This window comes from Herpetosiphon sp. (assembly GCF_003512625.1).
GTDB lineage: Bacteria > Chloroflexota > Chloroflexia > Chloroflexales > Herpetosiphonaceae > Herpetosiphon > Herpetosiphon aurantiacus.
Window position 1 is genome coordinate 63757 of the sequence record NZ_DOPT01000006.1, and the last position, 21046, is coordinate 84802.

The following is a 21046-nucleotide window of genomic DNA, read 5'->3' on the forward strand; positions in this document are numbered from 1 at the left end:
GGGCATAATGGCGCTTAAGCCGTTTCGCCTAAAACAATCGACTATCGTGCCACTAGGATTGGCTGAGGTTTGGGAAATTGCGGCTCAAACCAGCAAAGTTAACCACGCCGTTGGCCTACCACCATTAGTTTATAGCGAACGAACCCGCAGCGATGGTGTGCGCGAGGTGGTTGGTAATGCCCGTCAATATGGCCTGCCAGTGCAATGGGTCGAACATCCCTTTGAATGGATTTATCAAAAAGAGCTGCGGGTTGAACGAGTTTTTGAGCATTTCCCCCCATTAGATCGCTTGATCGGTGGCACAATTCTCGTCCCGCATACCTCGATTAGCACTGAAGTTGAAACCTTTGTCGATGTTTTCCCCAAGAATCTGCTGGGCTATCCAGTGGGTTGGTTTGTGGCTAATCAGATGATTACTGGGCAAGCAGCTTTTTTTCGCTCGGTGGCCCAAAAGCCTAATGCAACTAATTATTTCCCGCCAGCTCGCAAAGTTCGCGCCAATCGCAATGTGTTGCAAGAGTTGCGCAATCGGATGCGCGATTTACCTTGCGATCAGCAATTAATCGATCGTTTGTTTGAGCTGATTCAAACCCAACGCGATGAAGATGTTGCGACCATGCGGCCATTTGTGTTGGCGGATGCTTGGGGTGCTGAACGAATCAGCTTATTACGGGTCTTTTTATATGCTACTTGGACGGGCCTGCTCGATATGAATTGGGATGTGTTGTGTCCCAATTGTCGGGTTGCCCGCGAACCCTCGCCGCATTTACGCGACCTAACGGCAACCGCCCATTGTGAAGTATGCAATATTCGCTACGATCTCAATTTTGATGAGTATGTTGAATTGCGTTTTTCGGTCAATCCCAAGGTGCGCAGTGCTAGTAATGCAACCTTCTGTGCGCTTGGCTCGCCAGCCTTGAATGAGCATATCGTTGCCCAAGCACGCCTCAAACCCAACGAACAGCGTGAATTAATGGTTCAGCTTGGCCCTGGTGGCTATCGCTTACGCATGTTGGGGATTGAGCAACGCTGCACGATTCAAGCCCAAGCTGCTGGCGCAACCAATGCCATAATCAATCTAACCGCGACTGGCCCAGATCAAGCGGCATTAACGTTGGCACTTGAACCTACAACCCTGAATGTGCATAACACCACCGATCGCGAACAACTGTTGATTATCGAGCACGATGCCTGGGGGGTTGGTCGGGTCAGCGCCTCACTAGTTTCGACCTTGCCCGAATTTCGATCGTTGTTCTCATCGGAAGTGCTAGCACCTGGCTTGGGCTTGGCAATCAAAAATCTGACAATCTTATTTAGTGATATTAAAAATTCAACCCCGATGTACGAGCAGCATGGCGACTCAAGCGCCTATGCCATGGTTCGCGACCATTTCGATGTGCTATTCAAGGCGATTGAACAGCACAATGGCTCGATTGTAAAAACGATTGGTGACGCAGTGATGGCGGTGTTTGCCAGCCCAAACGATGGCGTTGCGGCGGCCTTGGCAATCCACCATAATATGCAGCAAGCCAACCAAGCCCGCCCTGAACGCCCACCAATCGTAATCAAAATTGGGTTGCATACAGGAACTTGTATTGCGGTTAATGCCAACGAAGTGCTTGATTACTTTGGCACAACCGTCAATGCTGCGGCGCGTGCTCAAGGCCTGAGTGTTGGCGATGATGTGGTCTTGACTTCTGATGTGATGGAATCGGCAGGGGTGCGGGCAATACTTAGTCAACATAATCTGCTAAGCGAACCTTTTACTCACAATCTCAAAGGCATATCGCAGGTGTTTACGCTCTATCGGCTGATGCCAATGGCTCAGCGCGAGCATCGGGCATAGAATATGGCTATCGGCTGTAGGCTTTAGCTAGCGGAATATGTTCGTGATATTTGTACAATTCGTGGCAAAAAATACCTTGATGTTCTTCGCTGCATCTATAACAAAATCCCCATGCTGCCCAAAAACAGCATGGGGATTGTTGGTTTTAGCGCTTAGGCAGTTTTTGCCAATTGGCGCAGTACGGTATGGAGAATCCCGCCGTTCTTGTAGTATTCAACTTCAACGGGGGTATCGATCCGCACGACGGCTTGGAAACTAAGTTCGCTGCCATCGGGGCGTACTGCCCGCACGGTCAATTCTGAGCGAGCTTGTAAATCGTCGTTGATGCCTTCAACCGAAAAGCTTTCATCGCCCTTCAAGCCAAGGCTAGCCGCCGATTCGCCAGCGCGATATTGCAATGGCAACACGCCCATCCCGACCAAGTTCGAGCGGTGAATCCGTTCGTAGCTTTCGGCGATAACGACTTTTACGCCCAAGAGATAGGTGCCTTTAGCGGCCCAGTCGCGTGAGCTACCAGTGCCATATTCCTTGCCAGCCAAAATCACCAACGGCGTGCCGCTAGCTTGATAGGCCATCGAGGCATCGTAGATCGATTGTTGCTCGCCAGTTGGGAAGTAGAGCGTATAGCCGCCTTCAACCCCATTCAGCAACAAGTTTTTCAGGCGGATGTTGGCAAATGTGCCACGCATCATCACTTCGTGGTTGCCACGGCGTGCGCCATACGAGTTGAAATCTTGAGGATCAACGCCATTATCAATCAAATATTTAGCGGCTGGGCTATTTTTGGCGATCGAACCTGCTGGCGAGATGTGGTCGGTGGTTACCGAATCGCCCAACAAGGCCAAAACCCGTGCGCCCGTGATATCGCCGATTGGCGCTGGCTCAGGCTGCAAATCTTGGAAGAATGGCGGGTGTTGGATATAGGTCGAGTCGTTGTTCCAAGCGTAGATGTTGCCAGTTGGCGCTTGCACGCGTTTCCAAGCATCGCTGCCAGCAAAGACGTTGCCATATTGTTGGGTAAACATTTCAGGCTTGATCGCTTTGCGCACGGTTTCTTGAATTTCGCTTTGGCTTGGCCAAATGTCGCGCAAGTAAACCGGATTACCTTCTTTGTCGTTGCCCAATGGCTCGGTTGCCAAATCGAGATTGATTGTGCCCGCCAAGGCATAGGCTACGACCAATGGTGGCGAGGCTAAGTAGGCAGCCTTGACCAATGGATTGATCCGGCCTTCGAAGTTGCGGTTACCGCTCAACACGGCGGCTGCAACCAATTCGCCTTCTTGCACGGCGGCGGCGACTGGTTCAGGCAATGGCCCGCTATTGCCGATACAGGTGGTACAGCCATAACCAACAACGTGAAAGCCCAGCGCTTCAAGTGGCTCGATCAATTCGGCTTGTTCGAGGTAGCTGGAAACCACCCGTGAGCCTGGGGCCAAACTGGTTTTGACGTAAGGAGCAACAGTCAAGCCTTTTTCGACGGCCTTTTTGGCCAACAAACCAGCACCCAACATCACCGATGGGTTTGAGGTGTTGGTACAGCTGGTAATCGAGGCAATCACGACTGCACCATGGCCAATCGTGGCTGAGTGACCGTTATTTTGCACCGTGGCAGTGTTTTCGGCCTTCTCAGTTGATAAGGCAAAACCACGCTCAGCGATTGGTGCGGTCAACGATTTTTGGAACGATGCTTTGGTGTTTTGTAATTCGACCCGATCTTGCGGGCGCTTGGGGCCAGCAACGCTGGGCACAATCGTCGAAAGATCTAAATGCACAGTGTCGGTGTATTCAGCTTCAGGCGAGTTAGCATCAAGGAACAAGCCTTGAGCTTTGCTGTAAGCTTCGACCAAATCGGCCAATTCATCCGAGCGGCCAGTGCTGCGCAAGAAGTGAATGGTTTCTTGATCGACCGGGAAGAAGCCCATGGTTGCGCCATATTCGGGAGCCATGTTAGCAATCGTTGCGCGGTCTGAGAGTGCCATATTAGCCACGCCTGGGCCATAGAATTCGACGAACTTGCCAACCACGCCTTTTTTGCGCAGCAACTCGGTGACGGTCAAGGCCAAGTCGGTGGCGGTCGCGCCTTCAGGCAATTGGCCAGTTACTTTGAAGCCAATCACTTCTGGCAAGAGCATGTAGATTGGCTGACCAAGCATCACGGCTTCGGCTTCGATCCCGCCAACGCCCCAGCCAACCACGCCAAGGCCGTTGATCATGGTGGTGTGCGAGTCGGTACCAACCAACGAATCGGGCAGAGCTACCAATTCGCCTTCTTCGGTGAAGACTTGAACAACTTTTGCCAAGTATTCAAGGTTGACTTGGTGCACAATCCCGGTTTCGGGCGGCACGACGCTGAAGTTATCGAAGGCTTGCTGGCCCCATTTCAAAAACTCATAGCGCTCGGCGTTGCGTTCAAATTCGCGCTCGGCATTGAAGAACAAAGCCATTTTTGAGCCAAATTGATCGATTTGCACCGAGTGGTCGATCACCAAATCGACCGGAACTAGTGGATTAATTCGTTGAGGATCGCCACCTTGCTGTGCCATCGCAGCCCGCATTGCGGCCAAATCCACTACTGCCGGAACACCCGTGAAATCTTGCAAAATTACGCGGGCTGGCTTAAACGGAACTTCAATTTTTTCGGGGTTGGCGGCATTCCAACGCGCCATATTCTCAACATCTTGTTTGGTTACGGCAAAACCATCGTTGTTGCGCAGCATAGCTTCCAACAACACCTTGATTGAGAACGGCAATTTAGAGACAGCGGCAATCCCATCTTCTTCGAGTTTGTTGAGCCGATAGTAAACCAACGACCGATCACCGACGGTCAACGTGGCTTTGGCCCCAAAATCATCTTGGCGTTTGTGCGTCATCGCAACCTCTCTAGGCACTAATGGGTCATCCCAAGCATCAGGACATGCTGGGTCTAGAACAATTGCTTGTTTCTAGTTCTAGCTCCTATGGTACTCGCCGCCTGCCGTTCCTGCAACTAGAGAGACCCTTGGCTTAACATAGGCTTTATCTATGCTTAATCGTTGTTGTAATAGATATTTCTTTGAGCATTGATTCATCAAGAATATGAAGAGCCGGAACCACGAAGGACACCAAGAGCGCGAAGGGTTCTTATGCATAGATTTGTTCATTTCATCCTTCATCCTTTCGGTTGCTCTGTGCCTCTGCGTTAAATTTAATCCTGACTTCTACCCGACCCGATACTTTCATCCCTCATACGTTTCTCTAACCCTTTGTTCACCACCCTTCCGTCCCGCCTCAAGGCGGGAGACGCAGGGGTTTTCATCCCCTGCACCCCTAATATTCATGCTGTGGATTATTATTATTGATTCCATTCCCCATCCTTCGGGTGCTTCGCGTCCTTCGCGGTTGCTGGGGTGGCTGATCCTATCTTTACTCTCTGCGCATCTGCGTTAAATTTGTTTCTGATTCTTACTCGATACGCTTTATCCCTCATAATTCATCCTTCATAATTAAATTTTGGGCTAGCAAGGATGTGCTATGATGAAGCTGCGCTGTTTTGTGTGAAGGAAATGCATTCGCCGTTATGTATGCCCAGGTTGCGCTCAATGCCTATTTGCCCGATAACCCCGAGGCGATTTTGACCTATGCCGTGCCGCCGCATCTCCGACCTTTGCGTGTAGGTGCGTTGGTGTGGGTTCCGCTTGGGCCGCGTCGCGTGCAGGGCGTGGTTTTAGAATTTAGCACTCAACGGCCTCAAGGTTTTGTGGTGCGCGATATTTTAGAACACGCCGACCCCGAAGCGATTGCCGCCCCAGCCCAATTGGCCTTGGCGCAGTGGTTTAGCCAATCTCAAGCCGTGCGTTTGTGGGACGCTGTGCAATTGACCATGCCGCCAGGGGTGAAGCAAGAAATTGAGCGCACTTGGCGGCCAACTGAGCATGGCCAGAAGATCGAACTTGGCACGCTCGACGAACGCGAACGAGCAATTTTGTTTCATTTACGGCGGGTTGGCGAGCAAAGCGAACGGCAGCTACGGGTCGATTTACGTGGCTCAGACGCTGATCTGCGGCGTAGCTATACCGAATTGCATGAACGTGGATTGATCGCCTTGGGTAGTTTGGTTTCGCGACCAGCGGCCAAGCCCAAACGTGAATGGAGTGCCCAGCCAACCAGCGCCACTCCAGCCGAAGCCTTGGCTGAGTTGAGCAAAGCGCCACGCTTGGCGGCAATTTTTCAGGCGATTTTAGAGCAAGCAGTAGATGGCGAACCAGTGCTATTGCCTGAGTTGCGTGATGTTGGCGCAAGCTTGAGCCATTTGCGTAGTTTGGCCTTGCGCAATTTGATTCAGCTGGAGCAAATTGAGGTGCGCCGTGACCCGCTGCTTGGGCGCATCCCACCCTTGGAGTTTCCGCCCGAACTAACGCTTGAGCAAGAACGTGGTTGGCGGCAGATTGTCGCGGCCCAAGATACAGCAAGTCGCACAGGCAAGGCTAAACCAATTTTGCTGCATGGCGTGACGGGTAGCGGCAAAACCGAGCTATATCTACGGGCAATTGGCCGAGCCTTACGCAATGGTGGCCAAGCCTTGGTGCTCGTGCCCGAAATCGCCCTGACAACCCAGCTGGTGCGCCGTTTTGCTGCCCGCTTTCCGCAACAATTGGCGGTGTTGCACTCCGAATTGAGCGTTGGCGAGCGCTACGATGAATGGCGGCGTTTGCGGCGTGGCGATGCCCAAGTGGCCATTGGCTCGCGTTCAGCAATTTGGTCGCCCATGAGCAAATTGCAGCTAATTATTGTTGATGAAGAACATGAACATTCCTTCAAGCACGAAGCCACGCCCTACTACCACGCCCGTGATTTGGCAGTGAAATTGGCCGAATTGGCTGGAGCCGTGTTGATTTTGGGCAGCGCCACACCCTCGCTAGAAACAGCCTACGCCGTGCAGATCAACAAATATGAAGTGTTGGAATTGCACGAACGGGTTGGGCGCAAAACGGTGGCGGGGGTCACCAAAGCAGATCCCATCCCCATGCCGCCAGTACAAATTGTGGATATGCGCAGCGAACTCAAGGCGGGCGTGCGTTCGATGTTTAGTCGTCCCTTGCAAAGCGCGATTCAACGCACCCTCGATAAGCGCGAACAAACGATTTTATTTTTGAATCGACGCGGGATTGCCTCGTTTGTGATGTGTCGCGATTGTGGCACGACGATTCAATGCCCACGCTGTGCCGTAGCCTTGGCGGTGCACGCAACTGCGGGCGACGCGGCTGCGCCAGCAACCCTGCGCTGCCATTATTGTGGCCATGTTGATTGGGTTCCGCGTAATTGCCCAAGCTGTTTCAGCACCCGCATTCGTGATTTTGGGGTTGGTACGCAGCGGGTGGTCGAAGAAGTCAAATTGCTCTATCCCCAAGCACGGGTGATGCGCTGGGATCGCGATGTGACTGGGCGTAAAGGCTCGCACGAAGCGTTGCTGAACCAATTTACCCAACACGAAGCCGATATTTTGGTGGGAACTCAGATGGTTGCCAAGGGCTTTGATTTGCCGTTGGTGACCTTGGTTGGAGTGATTACCGCCGATACTGCGCTGAATTTGCCCGATTTTCGCTCGGGCGAGCGCACATTTCAATTATTGGCTCAAGTGGCGGGGCGAGCAGGGCGGCGGGCCGGCGGCGGTCAAGTGATTATCCAAAGCTATAATCCTGAACATTATGCGATTCAGGCCGCCGCCCAGCACGATTATCGTCAATTTTACCGCGAAGAAATTGCCTTTCGCCGCACCGCCCACTATCCACCATTCAGCCGCTTGATTCGCTTTATGACCCAATCGCCATCGAACAAAACCGTTGAGCGGGTTGTGCGCCAATTCGATACCCAATTGCGCGAGGAGCTAGAACGGCGGCGCATTCGCGATTGGGCGATTATTGGGCCATCGCCAGCCTTTTTGCAAAAAGTGCGCGATCTCTATCGTTGGCATATTTTGGTGCGTTTGCCCGACCCCACTGATTTATTGCACGATTTAAAAATTCCCTCAGGCTGGACGATCGATGTTGATCCGGTTAGTTTATTGTGATCCACAAAGCGCACGAAGAACACAAAGAATATATAAACGGTTATCCTTCGTGCTCTTCGTGTTCTTCGTGGATCAATCACATGAGATCTGATCACTCACCAAAACGGCTTTGCGGCGGGTAAATAGCTTGGCAAGTTGCAGCACCAGCCAAATCAATAAGGCCAGCACAGCGATTAGCGCATATTCAATTACTGGAATTCGCACAATTTCATCGATTTTATCCCAGCCACGCCAGGTGTAAATGCCAATCACCAACGCGAGATAGCCGCCGCCTAAGACCCAACGCCACGCCTTGCTCAAGCCCAAGCCATGCATTTGGGTGATGACGAAAATGCCGAAAAAGCCAAAGAAGAACATCGGCCAGAAGCCAGTTGGGCCAGCTTGAACGAAAGCCACCATCGTGCCGTGAAATAGCACCATCACTTCTTGGGCCAACATCCACCAGCGATTGACGTGGATGCGGGTGAGAAATAGGCTGCCTTGGAGCAACAAAAAGAACATATAGATGAAACCAACCAAATGGCCGCTGCTGGTTTCCATCGGGTGATACCAGAAGGTGTAAATCGCTGCCCATGAGAAAACATAGCCATGATATTGGCGGGCTGCGCGGCCAATTTCCTTGCCGATCGGCGCACGCTTGCCCATAAACAAACCACGGCGGCTGTTTTCCATCAACAAAATCCAGACCAGCATGACAATTACTGAGCCTTGCGAGCTGAAGATCGACACATCTTGGGCTAGTCCGTCGTACCAAAAATGGGTTTGGATGAAATGCAAAATGATGAAGAGCGCATTTGCCCCAAGTGCTACCCAATTGATCGTTTGCAAGCCCTTGGTATATTTTTTGACTCGCGTTTGAGCGTAGTAAATTGCGCCCCAAATTGTTAGTTGATGCAACAAATAGCCGCCCCAAGCAGTTATCCGCGACCAAAGCGTTGGGTTGGGCAATTGCCAATAATACCAACTTGCGCCTTGATCGGGCAGCTTTTCGATCGCGTGTAAGCGCTGACCAGCCCACCAAATCAGTGCGGTAAAGCCAAAACTGAATAAAATTCCCAGCCAAAGTGCCGTTTGGGCTGAACGCGGCTGCGACTGATCAAGCGACGATTGCATACAAAACCCCTTTATACAAGTTAGAAATCAAAAGGCAAAAGGCAAAATGGCTCACAAGCAAGTAAGAATTTAACGCAGAGGCGCAGAGCATAGGAGGGGCTATAGACTAGCGGAAGATTTCTATGATTTCCATGATCTCATGGTCTATAGTCCAAAACCTATAGCCAAATTTCTCTCTGCGCCTCTGCGTTAACAACTTGGCACTGAAATCTATGCTCTATGTTCTATGTTCTTTGCTCTAACTCCATCTACGAAACAGCTTGCTATTTGGATTGAACAATGCCATGATAGGCTTGAAATGAATTAGCAACGCAATAGTCGCTTCTTGGTATAATGGGGCGCACCAAGGCCGAGGCACATATGCGAAAATCGTCAACCAATCGGCTACTCCTATGGGTAGCAATCGCAATCGTTTTGTGGGTGGTAATCCGACGAACTTCAATCGTCATTGTCGTTCCAGTAAGTGGGTTTGGTTTTCTGGGGTTTCTGGTGGCGAGTGTGATCTTGGTCTGGTGGCTTTTACGAAAAGTGTTTTGAACTCAATGGCAAGGGAGCCATCGACGGCAATGTCGCCGCTTCAAGCATTAATAACTTCAATGAGGTTTGATCATGCATCGCATTGCCGTTTTAACCAGTGGTGGCGACTCCCCAGGGATGAATCCCGCAATTCGTGCAGTCACGCGGACTGCACTCCATGCAGGTTGTGAAGTGTTTGGCGTGTATCGAGGCTATGCTGGCCTCATTCAAAATGATATGCGTCGGCTTGAATATAAAGATGTTGGCGGCATTATCCAACGTGGTGGCACAATGCTGCTCACCGCCCGCTCGCCCGAATTTATGACTCCCGCTGGCCGTGAAAAAGCCATGGAGAATTTGCGCTGGCATGGCATTGAAGGCTTGGTGGTAATTGGCGGCGATGGTTCGTTGCGTGGGGCCGCTGCCCTAACCGCCGAACATGGCCTGCCCACAATCTGCTTACCAGGCACAATCGATAACGATATGTATGGCACTGATATGAGCATTGGTGCTGATACGGCGCTCAACACGGTGCTGGAAGCAATCGATAAAATTAAAGATACCGCTTCATCACACCAACGCGCTTTTATCATCGAAACCATGGGTCGTCACTCAGGCTATTTGGCCTTGATGGGCGGCTTGGCTGGCGGCGCTGAGGCAATTCTGATTCCCGAAATTCCCGATACCACAATTGAAGATGTGGTTGAAGTGATCAAGCGTTCGTTTCGCAAGGGTAAAACCAACTGCGTGATTGTGGCAGCCGAAGGGGCGCATTTGAACGCCCAAACCATCCAAGACCAAATTAACCAAATCGATGCTGAGGAAAGCGGTTTTAGCTTTAGCTTCCGCACGCGGGCCACAATTTTGGGTCATATTCAGCGTGGCGGTTCGCCCTCGGCCTTTGATCGTACTTTGGCAACCCGGCTTGGTTCGGGCGCGGTCGAGTTTTTGCTATCAGGCAAGAATGGTGGTTTGGTTGGCATGCAATCACGCAAATTAACCGTCACACCCTATGATGAGGTGCTGGCGAATCCCAAAGTGCTTGATGCCAAGCTCTACGAACTTTCAAAAATTCTTGATCGCTACTAAAGAACAAAGAGCATAGAACATAGAACAGAGCGATCATGAGGACTTAATTGATCCGACGAGCGAAAAGAGCATAGATGAATGTTGTTCTATGCTCTTTGTTCTATGTTCTTATGCACAAAGGTACTGGCTATGCAACGCCCAACCTTTATTCCGCCGAACCCGACTGAGCCACCAACCATGCGTGGCCCACGGGTTACCACAGCCGCACCAATGCCCCGTGCGCCGCTGCCAATTACCCGACCGCTGACTCCCAACGAATTTAACACTGCCTTGGTGCATTTGTATCGCGGCGAATTGACCCGCGCCAACACCTGGCGGGTGCGGCTCGATGGCACAACCAACTGGGCCGTGCTCACAACTGGGGCGACGCTTTCGTTTGCCTTCAGCAGCCCCAGCAATACCCCCGTGATGATCCTGCTCAATTCGTTGTTGATTATGTTTTTCTTGTTTATCGAGGCGCGGCGCTATCGCTTTTACGATTTGTGGCGGACGCGGGTGCGGGTGATGGAAACCGAATTTTTCGCCGATATGCTCGCGCCTGAGCCAGATAGCGATACTGGCGGGCCACATTGGCGCGAACTGTTGGCCCAAGATTTAATGGAGCCACACTTTAATATTAGCCTGCTCGAAGCCATGAGTCGGCGTTTGCGGCGCAATTATGTGTGGATTTTTGCCCTGCTGGCGTTGAGCTGGGTCACCAAAGTGGGCATTCATCCTACAATTGCCCAATCGTTTGGTGAGGTGTATGATCGGGCGGCGGTAGGCCCGTTGCCAAGTTGGTTTATGCTCTTGTTTGGGGCGGCCTTCAATGGCGGCTTAGTCTGGCTAGGTTGGCTAGGCGAGCAATCACAAGAATCAAGTGGCGAAATTCTGAGCCGTAACGAAGCCCGCGATAAAATGGGCAGCGGTACGGCCAACGAATAAACGCCCAATCAGTGGAGTTCTACATGTCACGGATTGTGATCAAAAACGGCTGTATCATCGATCCAGCCCGCAAAACTGCGACCGTCGGGGATTTGGTGCTGGAAAATAATCGGGTACGCGAGGTTATCGAGTTGGCCATGGCTCCCGATTCCTATGGCGATGATGTTGAGTTTATTGATGCTTCGGGCTGTTTTGTGACCCCTGGCTTCATTGATATTCACACCCACTTGCGCGAACCAGGCTTTGAAGGCAAGGAAACGATTGCCACCGGTATGGATGCAGCGGTGCGCGGTGGCTATACCACGATTTGCCCAATGCCCAACACCAATCCTTCGCTCGATTCGGCTCCGCTGATTCGCCAACAATTTGATATTGCCGCCCGCCATGGGCCAATTCATGTGCTGCCAATCGGTGCAGTGACGCTTGGGCGTGAAGGCAAGGTATTGGCTCCCTTGGTCGAGTTGGCCGAAGCTGGCGCACATGGGTTTAGTGATGATGGCTCGCCCGTGTGGGATGCCCACATCATGCGTCAAGCCCTGTTGTATAGCAAAATGACTGGCCGCCCCGTGATGAATCACTGCGAAGATTTGAGCATCGTGCGCGGCGCTCCAATGAACGAAGGTGCGGTTGCCACCCGTTTGGGTTTGAGCGGTTGGCCGGCTGCTGGCGAAGAGGTGATGATTGCCCGTGATATTGCTTTGGCTGAAGAAACAGGCGGGCGTTTACACATCTGCCATGTCAGCACCGCTGGCGGGGTGGAATTGATTCGGGCAGCTAAGGCTCGTGGCGTGCGCGTGACTGGCGAAGTTACGCCGCACCACTTGACTATGACCGATCGCTGGGTGCTGGGCAGTATGGAGCCATGGGATGGCAAAGGCCCATACGATCCTTCGCAATTAGCACCTTACGATACCCGTACTCGTGTCAGCCCACCCTTGCGCACCAGCGAAGATGTGGCGGCGCTGATCGCAGGCTTACGCGATGGCACGATCGACGCAGTAGCCACTGACCATGCGCCGCATACCCATGTCGATAAAGAATGTGAGTATGGCTTTGCCTCCCCAGGTTTCACTGGCTTGGAACTAGCCTTGCCCATGGTGTTGACCTTAGTTCAGACCATGCAGATCGATATTGTCGAATTAATTTCGCGGATGACAATTGGCCCAGCGGCAATTATCGATGTGCTGCCAATTTCGTTGGGGCCAAACGACCCCGCTACCTTGACGATTTTTGATCCAGCAGCAATTTGGAAGGTAACTCCAGAAGCCTTGGCATCGAAAGGCAAAAACAGCCCCTTGATGGGTCAAGAGATGCGCGGCCAAGTGATGTTGACCATGATGGAAGGCCAAATCGTCTATCGCCGTGAGCAGTTTGGTGAATCCAGTCGCCGCGAGCATGGTGGGGCCGTCGGCAAACTCAGCGGCGTATTCGACGAAGAAGAGTAATTTTTAGAGGTAAGGGATTAAAATCGAGGTTATTACCGCTACGGTGCAGAGGATGCTGAGTTTGAGGTATTCTCACACTCAGTCCTCTGTCCGCTGCGGGACTAGCCTGTACATAATGATTTTCTTGGCCTTTTGCTTGTACCTGTCCCCAACAACCAATCCCTGATCCCTGGTCAATCAAGGAAATGTACTCGCCATAGTCACCAAACTGCCCAATAAAATCAGCAATAATGCCACAATATAGCCCAGCACAGCCAGATTGAAGGCCAAACCACGGCCAACTTGATACCAGCGATACTGTTTTTGGGCTTTGGCAGCACGTTGCGTCCATTGTAAAATCTGGGGAATCAGCGGCAGCGCTTGATCAAAAAGTTGTTTAACTGCTAGCTCTGGCTGCGATCCATCGACTTCGACTGAAGCTAAGCGATGTTCTTCAACATATTCGCCTGGAGCCAACCACTCGCCAGTTTTGGCATCGCCAACAAAGCGGTTGCGATAGCGCACCGCTCTACAAAACAAACGAAATTCAAGCGTATTGGCGTTAATCGCCAGCATAAATGTGCCAATGAATGGTTTTAGCGCAAAAACTTTGGTGGTGAGATGATCGCGTACAATGATTGGGACAATGACTGAATAGCGATCAGCCTGAATTTTGGCATGGGGAATTTCGGTGCAATGCTCAAGGTGATCGGCTCCCAAGGCTTGCATAAAGTGAGGTAAGTGTAGCTCGATTAATGGGCGCACAATCCGCGCAGTGGCCCGACTATGTAGATCGCTCTCAGTTTGGCGAATGCGCTCGATCTGCTGCTCTAAACGCCAGCGTAAAATCCGTGCTCGTTCCATAGCAACCACCTAGTTGATGGAAGTTTGCTAGCTGATAGCTCGTTTACGGTCAGCTAAACGCTGCTCGATCTCTCGATCTGCGACAATTTGGTCGGCCTCAAAATAGACTTGAGCCACAATCAACCAAGCCCAAAACAGACAGCTCATCAAGAGCCATAATGCCGCCAGCAGCCACCACACCGCCACTGCTGGAATATGGGTCAATTGCCAGAGCCACCAAGCTGCTCCCATTGCTGGTAGATATACTGGCAAGGTCACTAACCGCGCACTGAAATAGACCCAACGACCATTGCTGCCAAGCGCTCGCCGAAAACTGGCGCGACCTAAGGCTTTTTCGACAGCCCCATCGCGGGCAAAAAAAAGCTTGCTCACTGGCGAGAAACTGCCCAAGAAACTAACCCCAAACAGCGTGCCAAAAATGATTAATGTTATGCTGGTGGCAATGCTGTTGTTGTCGCCCACGATAAATGGCAGAATTGCGCAAAACAGGAACGTCGCGGCAACCAACTGCGGGAAAATAAAATAAACAAAATCCATCACAGTTGCCAACAAGCCCATTACCGCTTTATCGCCAAATTGTCGCCACGCAGGCAAGGGCAGTCGATAGCCGCGCGAGCTATTATCAAGATGCTCAATTACCAAACCTTGAGGCCAAATTACCCCAAACATGCTTGAACCAAGCAAGCCACCCAGCGCAACTTTGGGCAACCACATCCGGTCGCTCCAAACAATTCGCAGGGCGGTTTGTAATGCTCGCAATGGCTGAAATCGTTCGACTGCCACGTTTGTTTCCTCTATGCTTCCAGACTGCGCCGAATCAAGTCAAGCGCGGCAGTGGCGATAAAGCCCAAGGCATCGTCACTTTTCAACTCGACGCGACGGGTGAAGCTGCGTTGCAAATCTTTGCCAACCAAGACAATGCAGACATCGGTAAAGCCATCGGCTCCAACTTGGGCTGGCACGGCGGCAATTCCATAGCTGGCCTGCCAATTGTTGCGCACAGTGTTGGCCCCAGCAATTGCCAACGATTCAGCAGCCTCGCGATCAACCGCTTGATCGAGGGGATGAATCGTCACGCCACGCAAGGCTTGCACTAAATCTGGTTTGGCTGAACGCAATGCATTGAAGATTGGTGCGCCGCGTAAGCCTTCATAAATTGCCACGCTGGCGGAGCGATTGGTCAAACGCCGCAGTACATGCGCTGCCAAGCCATCACGATCCATCAAAAAGCGCTCAAGCCGCCGTTCAACTTCCGCCGCGCAAGCCTCGATATCAGCCTCAACTTGGGCTGGATCTTCACCTTGGGCCGAGATTCGCACTTCGTATTGGGCGGCTTTGGCCGAAATTCCCACCGTTGGATAAGAAGCTTGCATCAGATCAGCAATGATTTCGCCAGCCTCGGCCTCACTTGTGCCGCTGAGCCAAATCGAACGCACCAACAAGACTGATTTTAGCCCGCGCTCGTTGCGCAAAAATGGCAGTAACTCAGTTTCGACCAAAAATTTCATCTCGCTGGGCACACCTGGAAACACCATCAAGGCTCGTGAGCCTTCGTCGATGATGAATGAGGGTGCTGTGCCACGCGCATTGGGCACTGGTCGAGCGCCCATCGGCACAAAGGCTTGCTGGCGGTTGCTCTCGCTCATCGTGCGACCAAACGAACGAAAGCGAGCGGCGATCCCATCAAACAGATCTTGGTGGAATTCCAAGGGGCGCTGGGTTGCCTGGGCCACGGCTTCGCGCGTCAGATCATCGGCAGTTGGGCCAAGCCCGCCTGTGCATAGCACCAATGGGCTGCGTTGCCAGGCCGCCGCGATCACCTCGGTGATTGCGCCAATATCGTCGGCGACCAAGGTTACGCGTTGCACCTCGACCCCAACCGTGGCCAAAGTCCGAGCCAGCCAAGCGCTATTGGTATCGACGGTTGTGCCAAGGGTCAGTTCAGTGCCGATGGCAATTAATTCAGCTTGCATTGTGCTACTCGCTAGGCAATCGTCGTTTGATCAGGGGCGGGCACACGTTCGTGGAATTCAGTCCATAATTCTTTTTCACGTTGAGCAATCGCCGCCTTGGCCGAATCGATTGCGCCTTTGACGCTAACTTGCAGCGAACCAAGTGCACCTTCTTCTTCGTCGCGGTTGTTGAGCACATAGGCAACTGCCAAGCCAGCACCAATGCCGAGAACCAAGCCAAACACAAATTTCATGGGCGTTTTCCTCAAACTAGCAGAGCAATTCTGGGGATATTATACGGTGGAATGAGGCTTAAAACAATGCAGCGCCCGAAGGCGCTGATCGTGTGGAGCGGGAAACGAGACTCGAACTCGCGACCTTCTCCTTGGCAAGGAGACGCTCTACCAACTGAGCTATTCCCGCGATTTAGTTGTGAGGAGTGGTGGGGACGGAGAGACTCGAACTCTCACGTCTAGGACACTTGCTCCTAAGGCAAGCGCGTCTGCCAATTCCGCCACGTCCCCGTAGCGAGGGAGAGTATAGCATAGCTGGTGCAAAATTGCAAATTGGATTCTCCATTACCTCAAAATTTATTGCAAAGACCTTATTTTGGCCTGATTGCGAGGTGTAGGCAATCCACAAATTGAACTTTAGGGGGTGCAGGGGGATGAAAACCCCCTGCGTTTCCCGCCGGTGGCGGGACGGAAGGGTGGCGAAACAATTGAAATCATTACTCGATCTCAACCGTGCCCAATTCGATGTAGTTGGCCCTATGCTGGGCGGTGCTGGCTGTCACGGGCAAGCGCTGAGCCGCAACCTCGGTAATTGTTGGATCATACCAGCCGAGCACGACCAAATAGCGGCCTTTGGCAAGATTTTTGGGCAAGGGCACAGAAACTTGATCATGAATCGCTTGATTGGCCTGCCAGCGACTGGTTGGCAAACCACCATTGAGCGGCATCGTATCAACTTGGGCAGCAACTGGTGCACCCAACGCTGGCACTAAATGAATAAATAAACGATAATCTTTGACTAAAACGTTGTTGGTGCGCCAAGCCAGTTGCACAGGCAATGTGCCACCTGCCTGATAGCCATCAGCCCAAGCTTGAAATTGGTAGCCCTCAAGTTGTAAGCTATTATCCCAGGTTGCAGTCGCCGATTTGGGAATGGGCCATGTGCCTACCAGCGCCAAATTTTCGACTTGCATTGGCCGTGGAAAGCTCTGACACAAAATCCGCAATGCATTAAATTCCCAATAGGGTAAATCGGTGCAACGCCATTTATCATTTAAATCAGCAGTCAGAAAATTAATCCCAACTTTGCCCATATCATCTTGGGGATATTGCGGGTTAGGCGGATCGATCGCTTTGGCATTTTCGGGTGCAATCAACAGCCAGCCACGGCGTTGGCCTGCCAATAACGCAGCATAATCATTATCAAACTCGCCTTGATCATAGCCAATTGCGCCGATGCGCCCAAACCCACGCGCAATAGGCAACGCATCGGGTGTAACACGACTGGCATAATATTGATACAAGGTTGCAATATAGGGAGGTTGCACGATGATCACATCATCAGGGGCAACATGCTCAGCCAAACTTTGGACGGCCCCACGATAATCTTCCTTGACCGCGTTGCCGCTCCAAATGCCATAAGGCTGCTGAAACACCAACCAAGCGCTTAACCCTGTAATCGCCACGATACTGCCAGCACTTAGCCAGCGTTGTTGAGCAATACCAGCCAAGCCTAAGGCCAAAATCAAGCAAAATAGCGGCAAGCTAAAACTGAGATAGCGTGGCTCGTAGAGCGGCGAGCCTGCTGCCAATACCGCCAAAAAGAGCAGCGTGGGCAAGAGCCACAAGCTTAAAATAATGTTTCGCCGTGGATGGCTCCATGTCAGCCATAAACCGCTGGCGAGTGCTAAACCCACAGGCAACAAACGCCAAGTTAAATCGCTGCTCGAACGGTCGAAACTGAGGCGGCCAAGCAAAAGCCAAGCTGCTTGAAATGCCCCAATCGTGCGGCCAATCGGCGGTGCATTCGGGTCTTGGCGCAAGCCAAACATAATTCCTGCCACAAAACCAAGACTGAGCAAGCCAAACCCAAGCCAAAGCCATTTGCGCCAGGCTGCTTGCCTGAAATGCAACGCCAATACCAACACTTGACCGAGCACTTGCAACAAGGCCAAACGATGCAAACTTAGGCAGAGCACCACACTGGCAAACCACAGCCAAACCTGCTTCGGTTTTGTTTGATCAAGCAGATCGAGCAATACTCGATTCGACCAAAGCACCGCCGCCATCAACATGCTATAGACTTTGGCATCTTGGCTTTGCCACAAACCAAACGGATTGATCGCCAACAAGCCAGCCGCAACCCAAGCCACTGTGGGTGTGCTCAAACGCCATGCCAAATGATACAGCAACACCACCGCCAGCGTCCCAGCAAGCGCCGAAGGCGCACGCAAGGCCAGCTCGCTATCGCCAAACACGCTCGTCCAAGCCTTCATCAGCAAATGATACAGTGGGTAGCTTTGGCGTGGGCTAAACAGATCGCCGAATAAACTGAGCCACGAACGGCCAGTAGCCTCGCTCCAGGTACCGCCTTCATCGAGCCATAAACTTTGGCTGCTCAGGCGGAAGAAGCGTAAGCCCAGCGCGATGATCAAAAGGCCAAAACTGAGGCTGCGAGTGGGATGTTTAGGCATATGATGCTCGATAATCGTTAACAAAAATGAATGGCCTGAACAGCAAAAAGCACCAAGCCAGCTAGCTCAGTGCTTAATTGAGGGCGATGAACAAGCGACTTAGGCGCTCAGTTGCTCAATGCCGCTGGCTTCGTCGTCGGCAATTGTAAACAGCGTATCGAAACGGGTTTTGCGGAAAACCTCAGCAATTTGGGTTTGCAAGCCAAACAGCATCAAATTTTGCCCGCGATTTTGCTGATCTTTCAAATTCATCATGAGCATGCGCAAGGCCAAGCTTGCCGCAAAATCGACTTTGCTTACATCGACCAATACAGGCCCATTGTGATCAGCAATCGATTGAGCAAATGGTTCTTCGAGCTCACGAACAGCCGCAGCGTCCATGCGAGCAGGCAAACGCACGATCAAGACCTTACCATTGGTTTCTTGGATCAGTTCAGCCATACGAAATCTCCCTATAGTTGTCGTTCAAAAGACAGCAGGAAACAAGCGGTATTATACACTGAAGCGCTAGCCAAGCACAGAGGGATGCGATTAAATAGCGTTTTTGGGCTTGTTAATGGCACATTGACGCTTTTTTCAGCGGGCTTTATAATGCTTAGCGCTTAATGCAACTTCACTTCTTCGCAGGAGGCTGCTCGGTGTACTTTACACAAAACGATCCTCAGATTCTTTTCCCTTCGTGGGTAGCAGGTTTGTTGGTTATTTGGATTGCGGTTTTAGTGGGTGCAATTTTTTGGCTGCGCTCGCTGCCACCCAAAAATCCGGCGCGTTTGGCGTTTCGCAAGCGCACCAGCAACGGCCTGTTGATCATCGCCGGGATTGGGATCGTGCAGTTTCTGGCGCGTTGGCTGAAGATCGACGTAGTTGAGTGGCGCTTGTGGGGCTATGTTTTATTTGTCGCATTGATTGGTTTCGGGCTGTATTCATGGCAATATGCTCGTTCAACCTTGCCTGCCTTGGTTTCGCAAACTGGCAAAGTTAAATCCAATTATGCTAAGAGCCGCGCTGCTGCTGCCGGTAGCAATGCCAAGGCTAGTGCTGATGGTGTCGCAAGCGAACCTGCTGCACCCCGCGAACCCAAGCCAATTGCAACCACTGGCCGTCGTGAAGCACGCCGCTCCAAGAAACGCAAGTAATTCGCTCAGTTGGTAACAATTAAACACTGGCTCTGCGTTGCAGGCTGGTGTTTTTGTTTTTTTAGGTTAGTTCCCTCACCCCCTAGCCACCTCTCCCGCCCGCGAGGCGAGGGGGAATTCCTTAATCATGAAGTTTGGAATGCCCCTCGCCCGCCGCAGTGGGAGAGGGGTGGGGGTGAGGGCATGTTACATCCAACAAGAAACAGGTATACTACTACTCTAATTAAGGAGTAATAATGAATCCATATACCGATCCGTCGCGGGTGCGCGGAGCTTTAAATAGCATCGGGGTGCGCCCGAGCAAAAGCATGGGCCAGAATTTTTTGATCGATCCTACGCCGCTCAAGTTGGCCTTGGAACATGCTGAAGTCAATCCTAATGATGTGGTGGTTGAGGTCGGGCCTGGTTTGGGCGTGCTGACTTGGGAATTATTGAATGCCGCTGGTCACGTGATTAGCATTGAGCTTGATCCGCGATTGGCTGGACGCTTGCGCACCGAATTTGCCGAGCGCCCTTTGACGATTGTTGAAAGCGATGTGCTGGAAATTGCTCCTAGCGCGATGTTGGCGGCGGCTGGTTTGCCCGCCGATACATCTTATAAATTGGTGGCAAATATTCCCTATGCGATTACGTCGCCCTTGTTGCGCCATTTTCTTGAAGGCGATAGCCCGCCTAGCTTGATGATGGTGTTGATGCAGTGGGAAGTTGCCGATCGCATTACGGCTAAACCAGGCGATCTGAGTATTTTGGCGCATAGTGTGCAACTCTATGCTACTGCTGAAATTATTGCGCGGGTGCCAGCCGCTTCGTTCTTGCCCGCGCCGGCTGTCGATTCGGCGTTAGTGCTGATGCGCCGCCGTGCTACCAACGCTGTGCCGACTGCACCCAAAGCTTTGTTTAAGGTGATTCGCGCAGGGTTTAGCCAAGCCCGTAAAAAGCTGATCAATTCGTTGGCTGGTGGTTTGGCTGGTCAAGGCTTTGGCAAGGAGCAAGTGCTGGCGGCAATTGTTCAGGCCGAAATTGACCCTAATTTGCGAGCCGAGGTGCTGACCTTGGAGCAATGGGCCAGATTAACTGAAACGCTGGGCCTTGCTACCAAATAATTAAGCCGCGTTGAGCGCCAACCCGAATCGCTTCAGTCCGCGAGCTAACATCCAACTTGCCGAGCAACGCTGAAACATGAAATTTCACGGTATGCTCGCTGATGATTAAGCGCTGGGCGATTTGGCGATTGGTCAAGCCCTCGGCTAGCAGTTGCAGCACTTCATGTTCACGCTCGCTCAGTTGATTATCCAAGGGTTCTGGCTGGGGTGGGCTGTGAATTTGGGCCAAAATACTTGGCGATAGCACACATAAACCAAGCTGGAGCGCTTGCAAACTGGCCCAAATTTCTTGAGGGTAAGCATCGGTTGAAACCGCACCCCATGCC

The 21046-nt window shown here is 51.9% G+C and carries 15 protein-coding genes, 2 tRNA genes and 1 pseudogene; 7 read left to right on the top strand and 11 right to left on the bottom strand.

Features of this window, described 5'->3' with window-relative positions:
* The first annotated feature begins 7 nt into the window (after positions 1-7).
* A complete protein-coding gene (locus tag DEF47_RS01425) occupies positions 8-1846 on the top strand; it encodes an adenylate/guanylate cyclase domain-containing protein (protein ID WP_012191630.1) in 1839 nt (612 codons plus the stop codon).
* Between the two features lie 152 nt (positions 1847-1998).
* Here DEF47_RS01425 and acnA read toward each other — a convergent pair whose 3' ends face one another.
* The gene (gene acnA, locus DEF47_RS01430) at positions 1999-4716 is read right to left on the bottom strand and encodes an aconitate hydratase AcnA (RefSeq protein ID WP_012191629.1); all 2718 of its coding nucleotides are present in this window, start codon (positions 4714-4716) and stop codon (positions 1999-2001) included.
* A 686-nt stretch (positions 4717-5402) separates the two neighbouring features.
* Here acnA and priA point away from each other — a divergent pair.
* The gene (priA, locus tag DEF47_RS01435) at positions 5403-7892 is read left to right on the top strand and encodes a replication restart helicase PriA (RefSeq protein WP_012191628.1); all 2490 of its coding nucleotides are present in this window, start codon (positions 5403-5405) and stop codon (positions 7890-7892) included.
* A 72-nt stretch (positions 7893-7964) separates the two neighbouring features.
* Here the strand turns inward: priA and DEF47_RS01440 are convergent, their stop codons facing one another.
* Complete coding sequence (locus DEF47_RS01440) at positions 7965-9005, bottom strand: hypothetical protein (RefSeq protein ID WP_012191627.1); 1041 nt, start codon at positions 9003-9005, stop codon at positions 7965-7967.
* 609 nt (positions 9006-9614) lie between these two features.
* Between DEF47_RS01440 and pfkA the strand changes: the two genes are divergently transcribed.
* From pfkA to DEF47_RS01455, 3 genes are all read left to right on the top strand, one after another.
* Entirely contained in the window at positions 9615-10610 is a 996-nt protein-coding gene (gene pfkA / locus DEF47_RS01445; RefSeq protein ID WP_012191626.1) for a 6-phosphofructokinase, read from the top strand.
* Between the two features lie 129 nt (positions 10611-10739).
* Complete coding sequence (locus tag DEF47_RS01450) at positions 10740-11534, top strand: DUF2270 domain-containing protein (RefSeq protein ID WP_012191625.1); 795 nt, start codon at positions 10740-10742, stop codon at positions 11532-11534.
* 23 nt (positions 11535-11557) lie between these two features.
* Complete coding sequence (locus DEF47_RS01455) at positions 11558-12979, top strand: dihydroorotase (RefSeq protein ID WP_012191624.1); 1422 nt, start codon at positions 11558-11560, stop codon at positions 12977-12979.
* Between the two features lie 177 nt (positions 12980-13156).
* On the opposite strand, the gene DEF47_RS01460 is transcribed toward DEF47_RS01455, so the two are convergent.
* The 8 genes and pseudogenes from DEF47_RS01460 to DEF47_RS01495 form a co-directional block, all read right to left on the bottom strand.
* Positions 13157-13822, bottom strand: a complete 666-nt coding sequence (locus tag DEF47_RS01460; RefSeq protein WP_012191623.1) for a hypothetical protein — start codon at positions 13820-13822, stop codon at positions 13157-13159.
* A gap of 27 nt (positions 13823-13849) precedes the next feature.
* The gene (locus tag DEF47_RS01465) at positions 13850-14605 is read right to left on the bottom strand and encodes a DUF4013 domain-containing protein (RefSeq protein WP_012191622.1); all 756 of its coding nucleotides are present in this window, start codon (positions 14603-14605) and stop codon (positions 13850-13852) included.
* A 455-nt stretch (positions 14606-15060) separates the two neighbouring features.
* Positions 15061-15795: pseudogene (locus DEF47_RS25255) on the bottom strand (competence/damage-inducible protein A); the annotation flags it as partial.
* A gap of 11 nt (positions 15796-15806) precedes the next feature.
* Entirely contained in the window at positions 15807-16028 is a 222-nt protein-coding gene (locus DEF47_RS01475; RefSeq protein ID WP_012191620.1) for a hypothetical protein, read from the bottom strand.
* 93 nt (positions 16029-16121) lie between these two features.
* Positions 16122-16197, bottom strand: a tRNA-Gly gene (locus DEF47_RS01480).
* 17 nt (positions 16198-16214) lie between these two features.
* A tRNA-Leu gene (locus tag DEF47_RS01485) sits at positions 16215-16298 on the bottom strand.
* A gap of 206 nt (positions 16299-16504) precedes the next feature.
* On the bottom strand, positions 16505-18481 hold the full coding sequence (locus DEF47_RS01490; protein WP_012191619.1) for a glycosyltransferase family 39 protein: 1977 nt from the start codon (positions 18479-18481) through the stop codon (positions 16505-16507).
* Between the two features lie 99 nt (positions 18482-18580).
* Positions 18581-18922 (bottom strand): STAS domain-containing protein, encoded by a 342-nt coding sequence (locus DEF47_RS01495; protein ID WP_012191618.1) that lies wholly within the window; start codon positions 18920-18922, stop codon positions 18581-18583.
* A 197-nt stretch (positions 18923-19119) separates the two neighbouring features.
* On the opposite strand from DEF47_RS01495, the gene DEF47_RS01500 reads away from it, so the two are divergent.
* Positions 19120-19617 (top strand): hypothetical protein, encoded by a 498-nt coding sequence (locus tag DEF47_RS01500; protein WP_012191617.1) that lies wholly within the window; start codon positions 19120-19122, stop codon positions 19615-19617.
* Positions 19618-19853: 236 nt separating this feature from the next.
* A complete protein-coding gene (gene rsmA, locus DEF47_RS01505; protein WP_012191616.1) occupies positions 19854-20720 on the top strand; it encodes a 16S rRNA (adenine(1518)-N(6)/adenine(1519)-N(6))-dimethyltransferase RsmA in 867 nt (288 codons plus the stop codon).
* Here the strand turns inward: rsmA and DEF47_RS01510 are convergent.
* A partial coding sequence (locus DEF47_RS01510) for a response regulator transcription factor (protein ID WP_287044926.1) occupies positions 20710-21046 on the bottom strand: 337 nt, incomplete at its 5' end. The two genes, rsmA and DEF47_RS01510, sit on opposite strands and share 11 nt — an antisense overlap.

Bases quoted from the DNA above. Each gene is read 5' to 3' on its own strand.
- DEF47_RS01455 (WP_012191624.1), top strand. From the start codon at position 11,558: ATGTCACGGATTGTGATCAAAAACGGCTGTATCATCGATCCAGCCCGC.
- rsmA (WP_012191616.1), top strand. From the start codon at position 19,854: ATGAATCCATATACCGATCCGTCGCGGGTGCGCGGAGCTTTAAATAGC.
- DEF47_RS01440 (WP_012191627.1), bottom strand. From the start codon at position 9,005: ATGCAATCGTCGCTTGATCAGTCGCAGCCGCGTTCAGCCCAAACGGCA.
- DEF47_RS01450 (WP_012191625.1), top strand. From the start codon at position 10,740: ATGCAACGCCCAACCTTTATTCCGCCGAACCCGACTGAGCCACCAACC.
- DEF47_RS01475 (WP_012191620.1), bottom strand. From the start codon at position 16,028: ATGAAATTTGTGTTTGGCTTGGTTCTCGGCATTGGTGCTGGCTTGGCA.
- DEF47_RS01425 (WP_012191630.1), top strand. From the start codon at position 8: ATGGCGCTTAAGCCGTTTCGCCTAAAACAATCGACTATCGTGCCACTA.
- pfkA (WP_012191626.1), top strand. From the start codon at position 9,615: ATGCATCGCATTGCCGTTTTAACCAGTGGTGGCGACTCCCCAGGGATG.
- DEF47_RS01460 (WP_012191623.1), bottom strand. From the start codon at position 13,822: ATGGAACGAGCACGGATTTTACGCTGGCGTTTAGAGCAGCAGATCGAG.
- acnA (WP_012191629.1), bottom strand. From the start codon at position 4,716: ATGACGCACAAACGCCAAGATGATTTTGGGGCCAAAGCCACGTTGACC.
- DEF47_RS01490 (WP_012191619.1), bottom strand. From the start codon at position 18,481: ATGCCTAAACATCCCACTCGCAGCCTCAGTTTTGGCCTTTTGATCATC.
- priA (WP_012191628.1), top strand. From the start codon at position 5,403: ATGTATGCCCAGGTTGCGCTCAATGCCTATTTGCCCGATAACCCCGAG.
- DEF47_RS01495 (WP_012191618.1), bottom strand. From the start codon at position 18,922: ATGGCTGAACTGATCCAAGAAACCAATGGTAAGGTCTTGATCGTGCGT.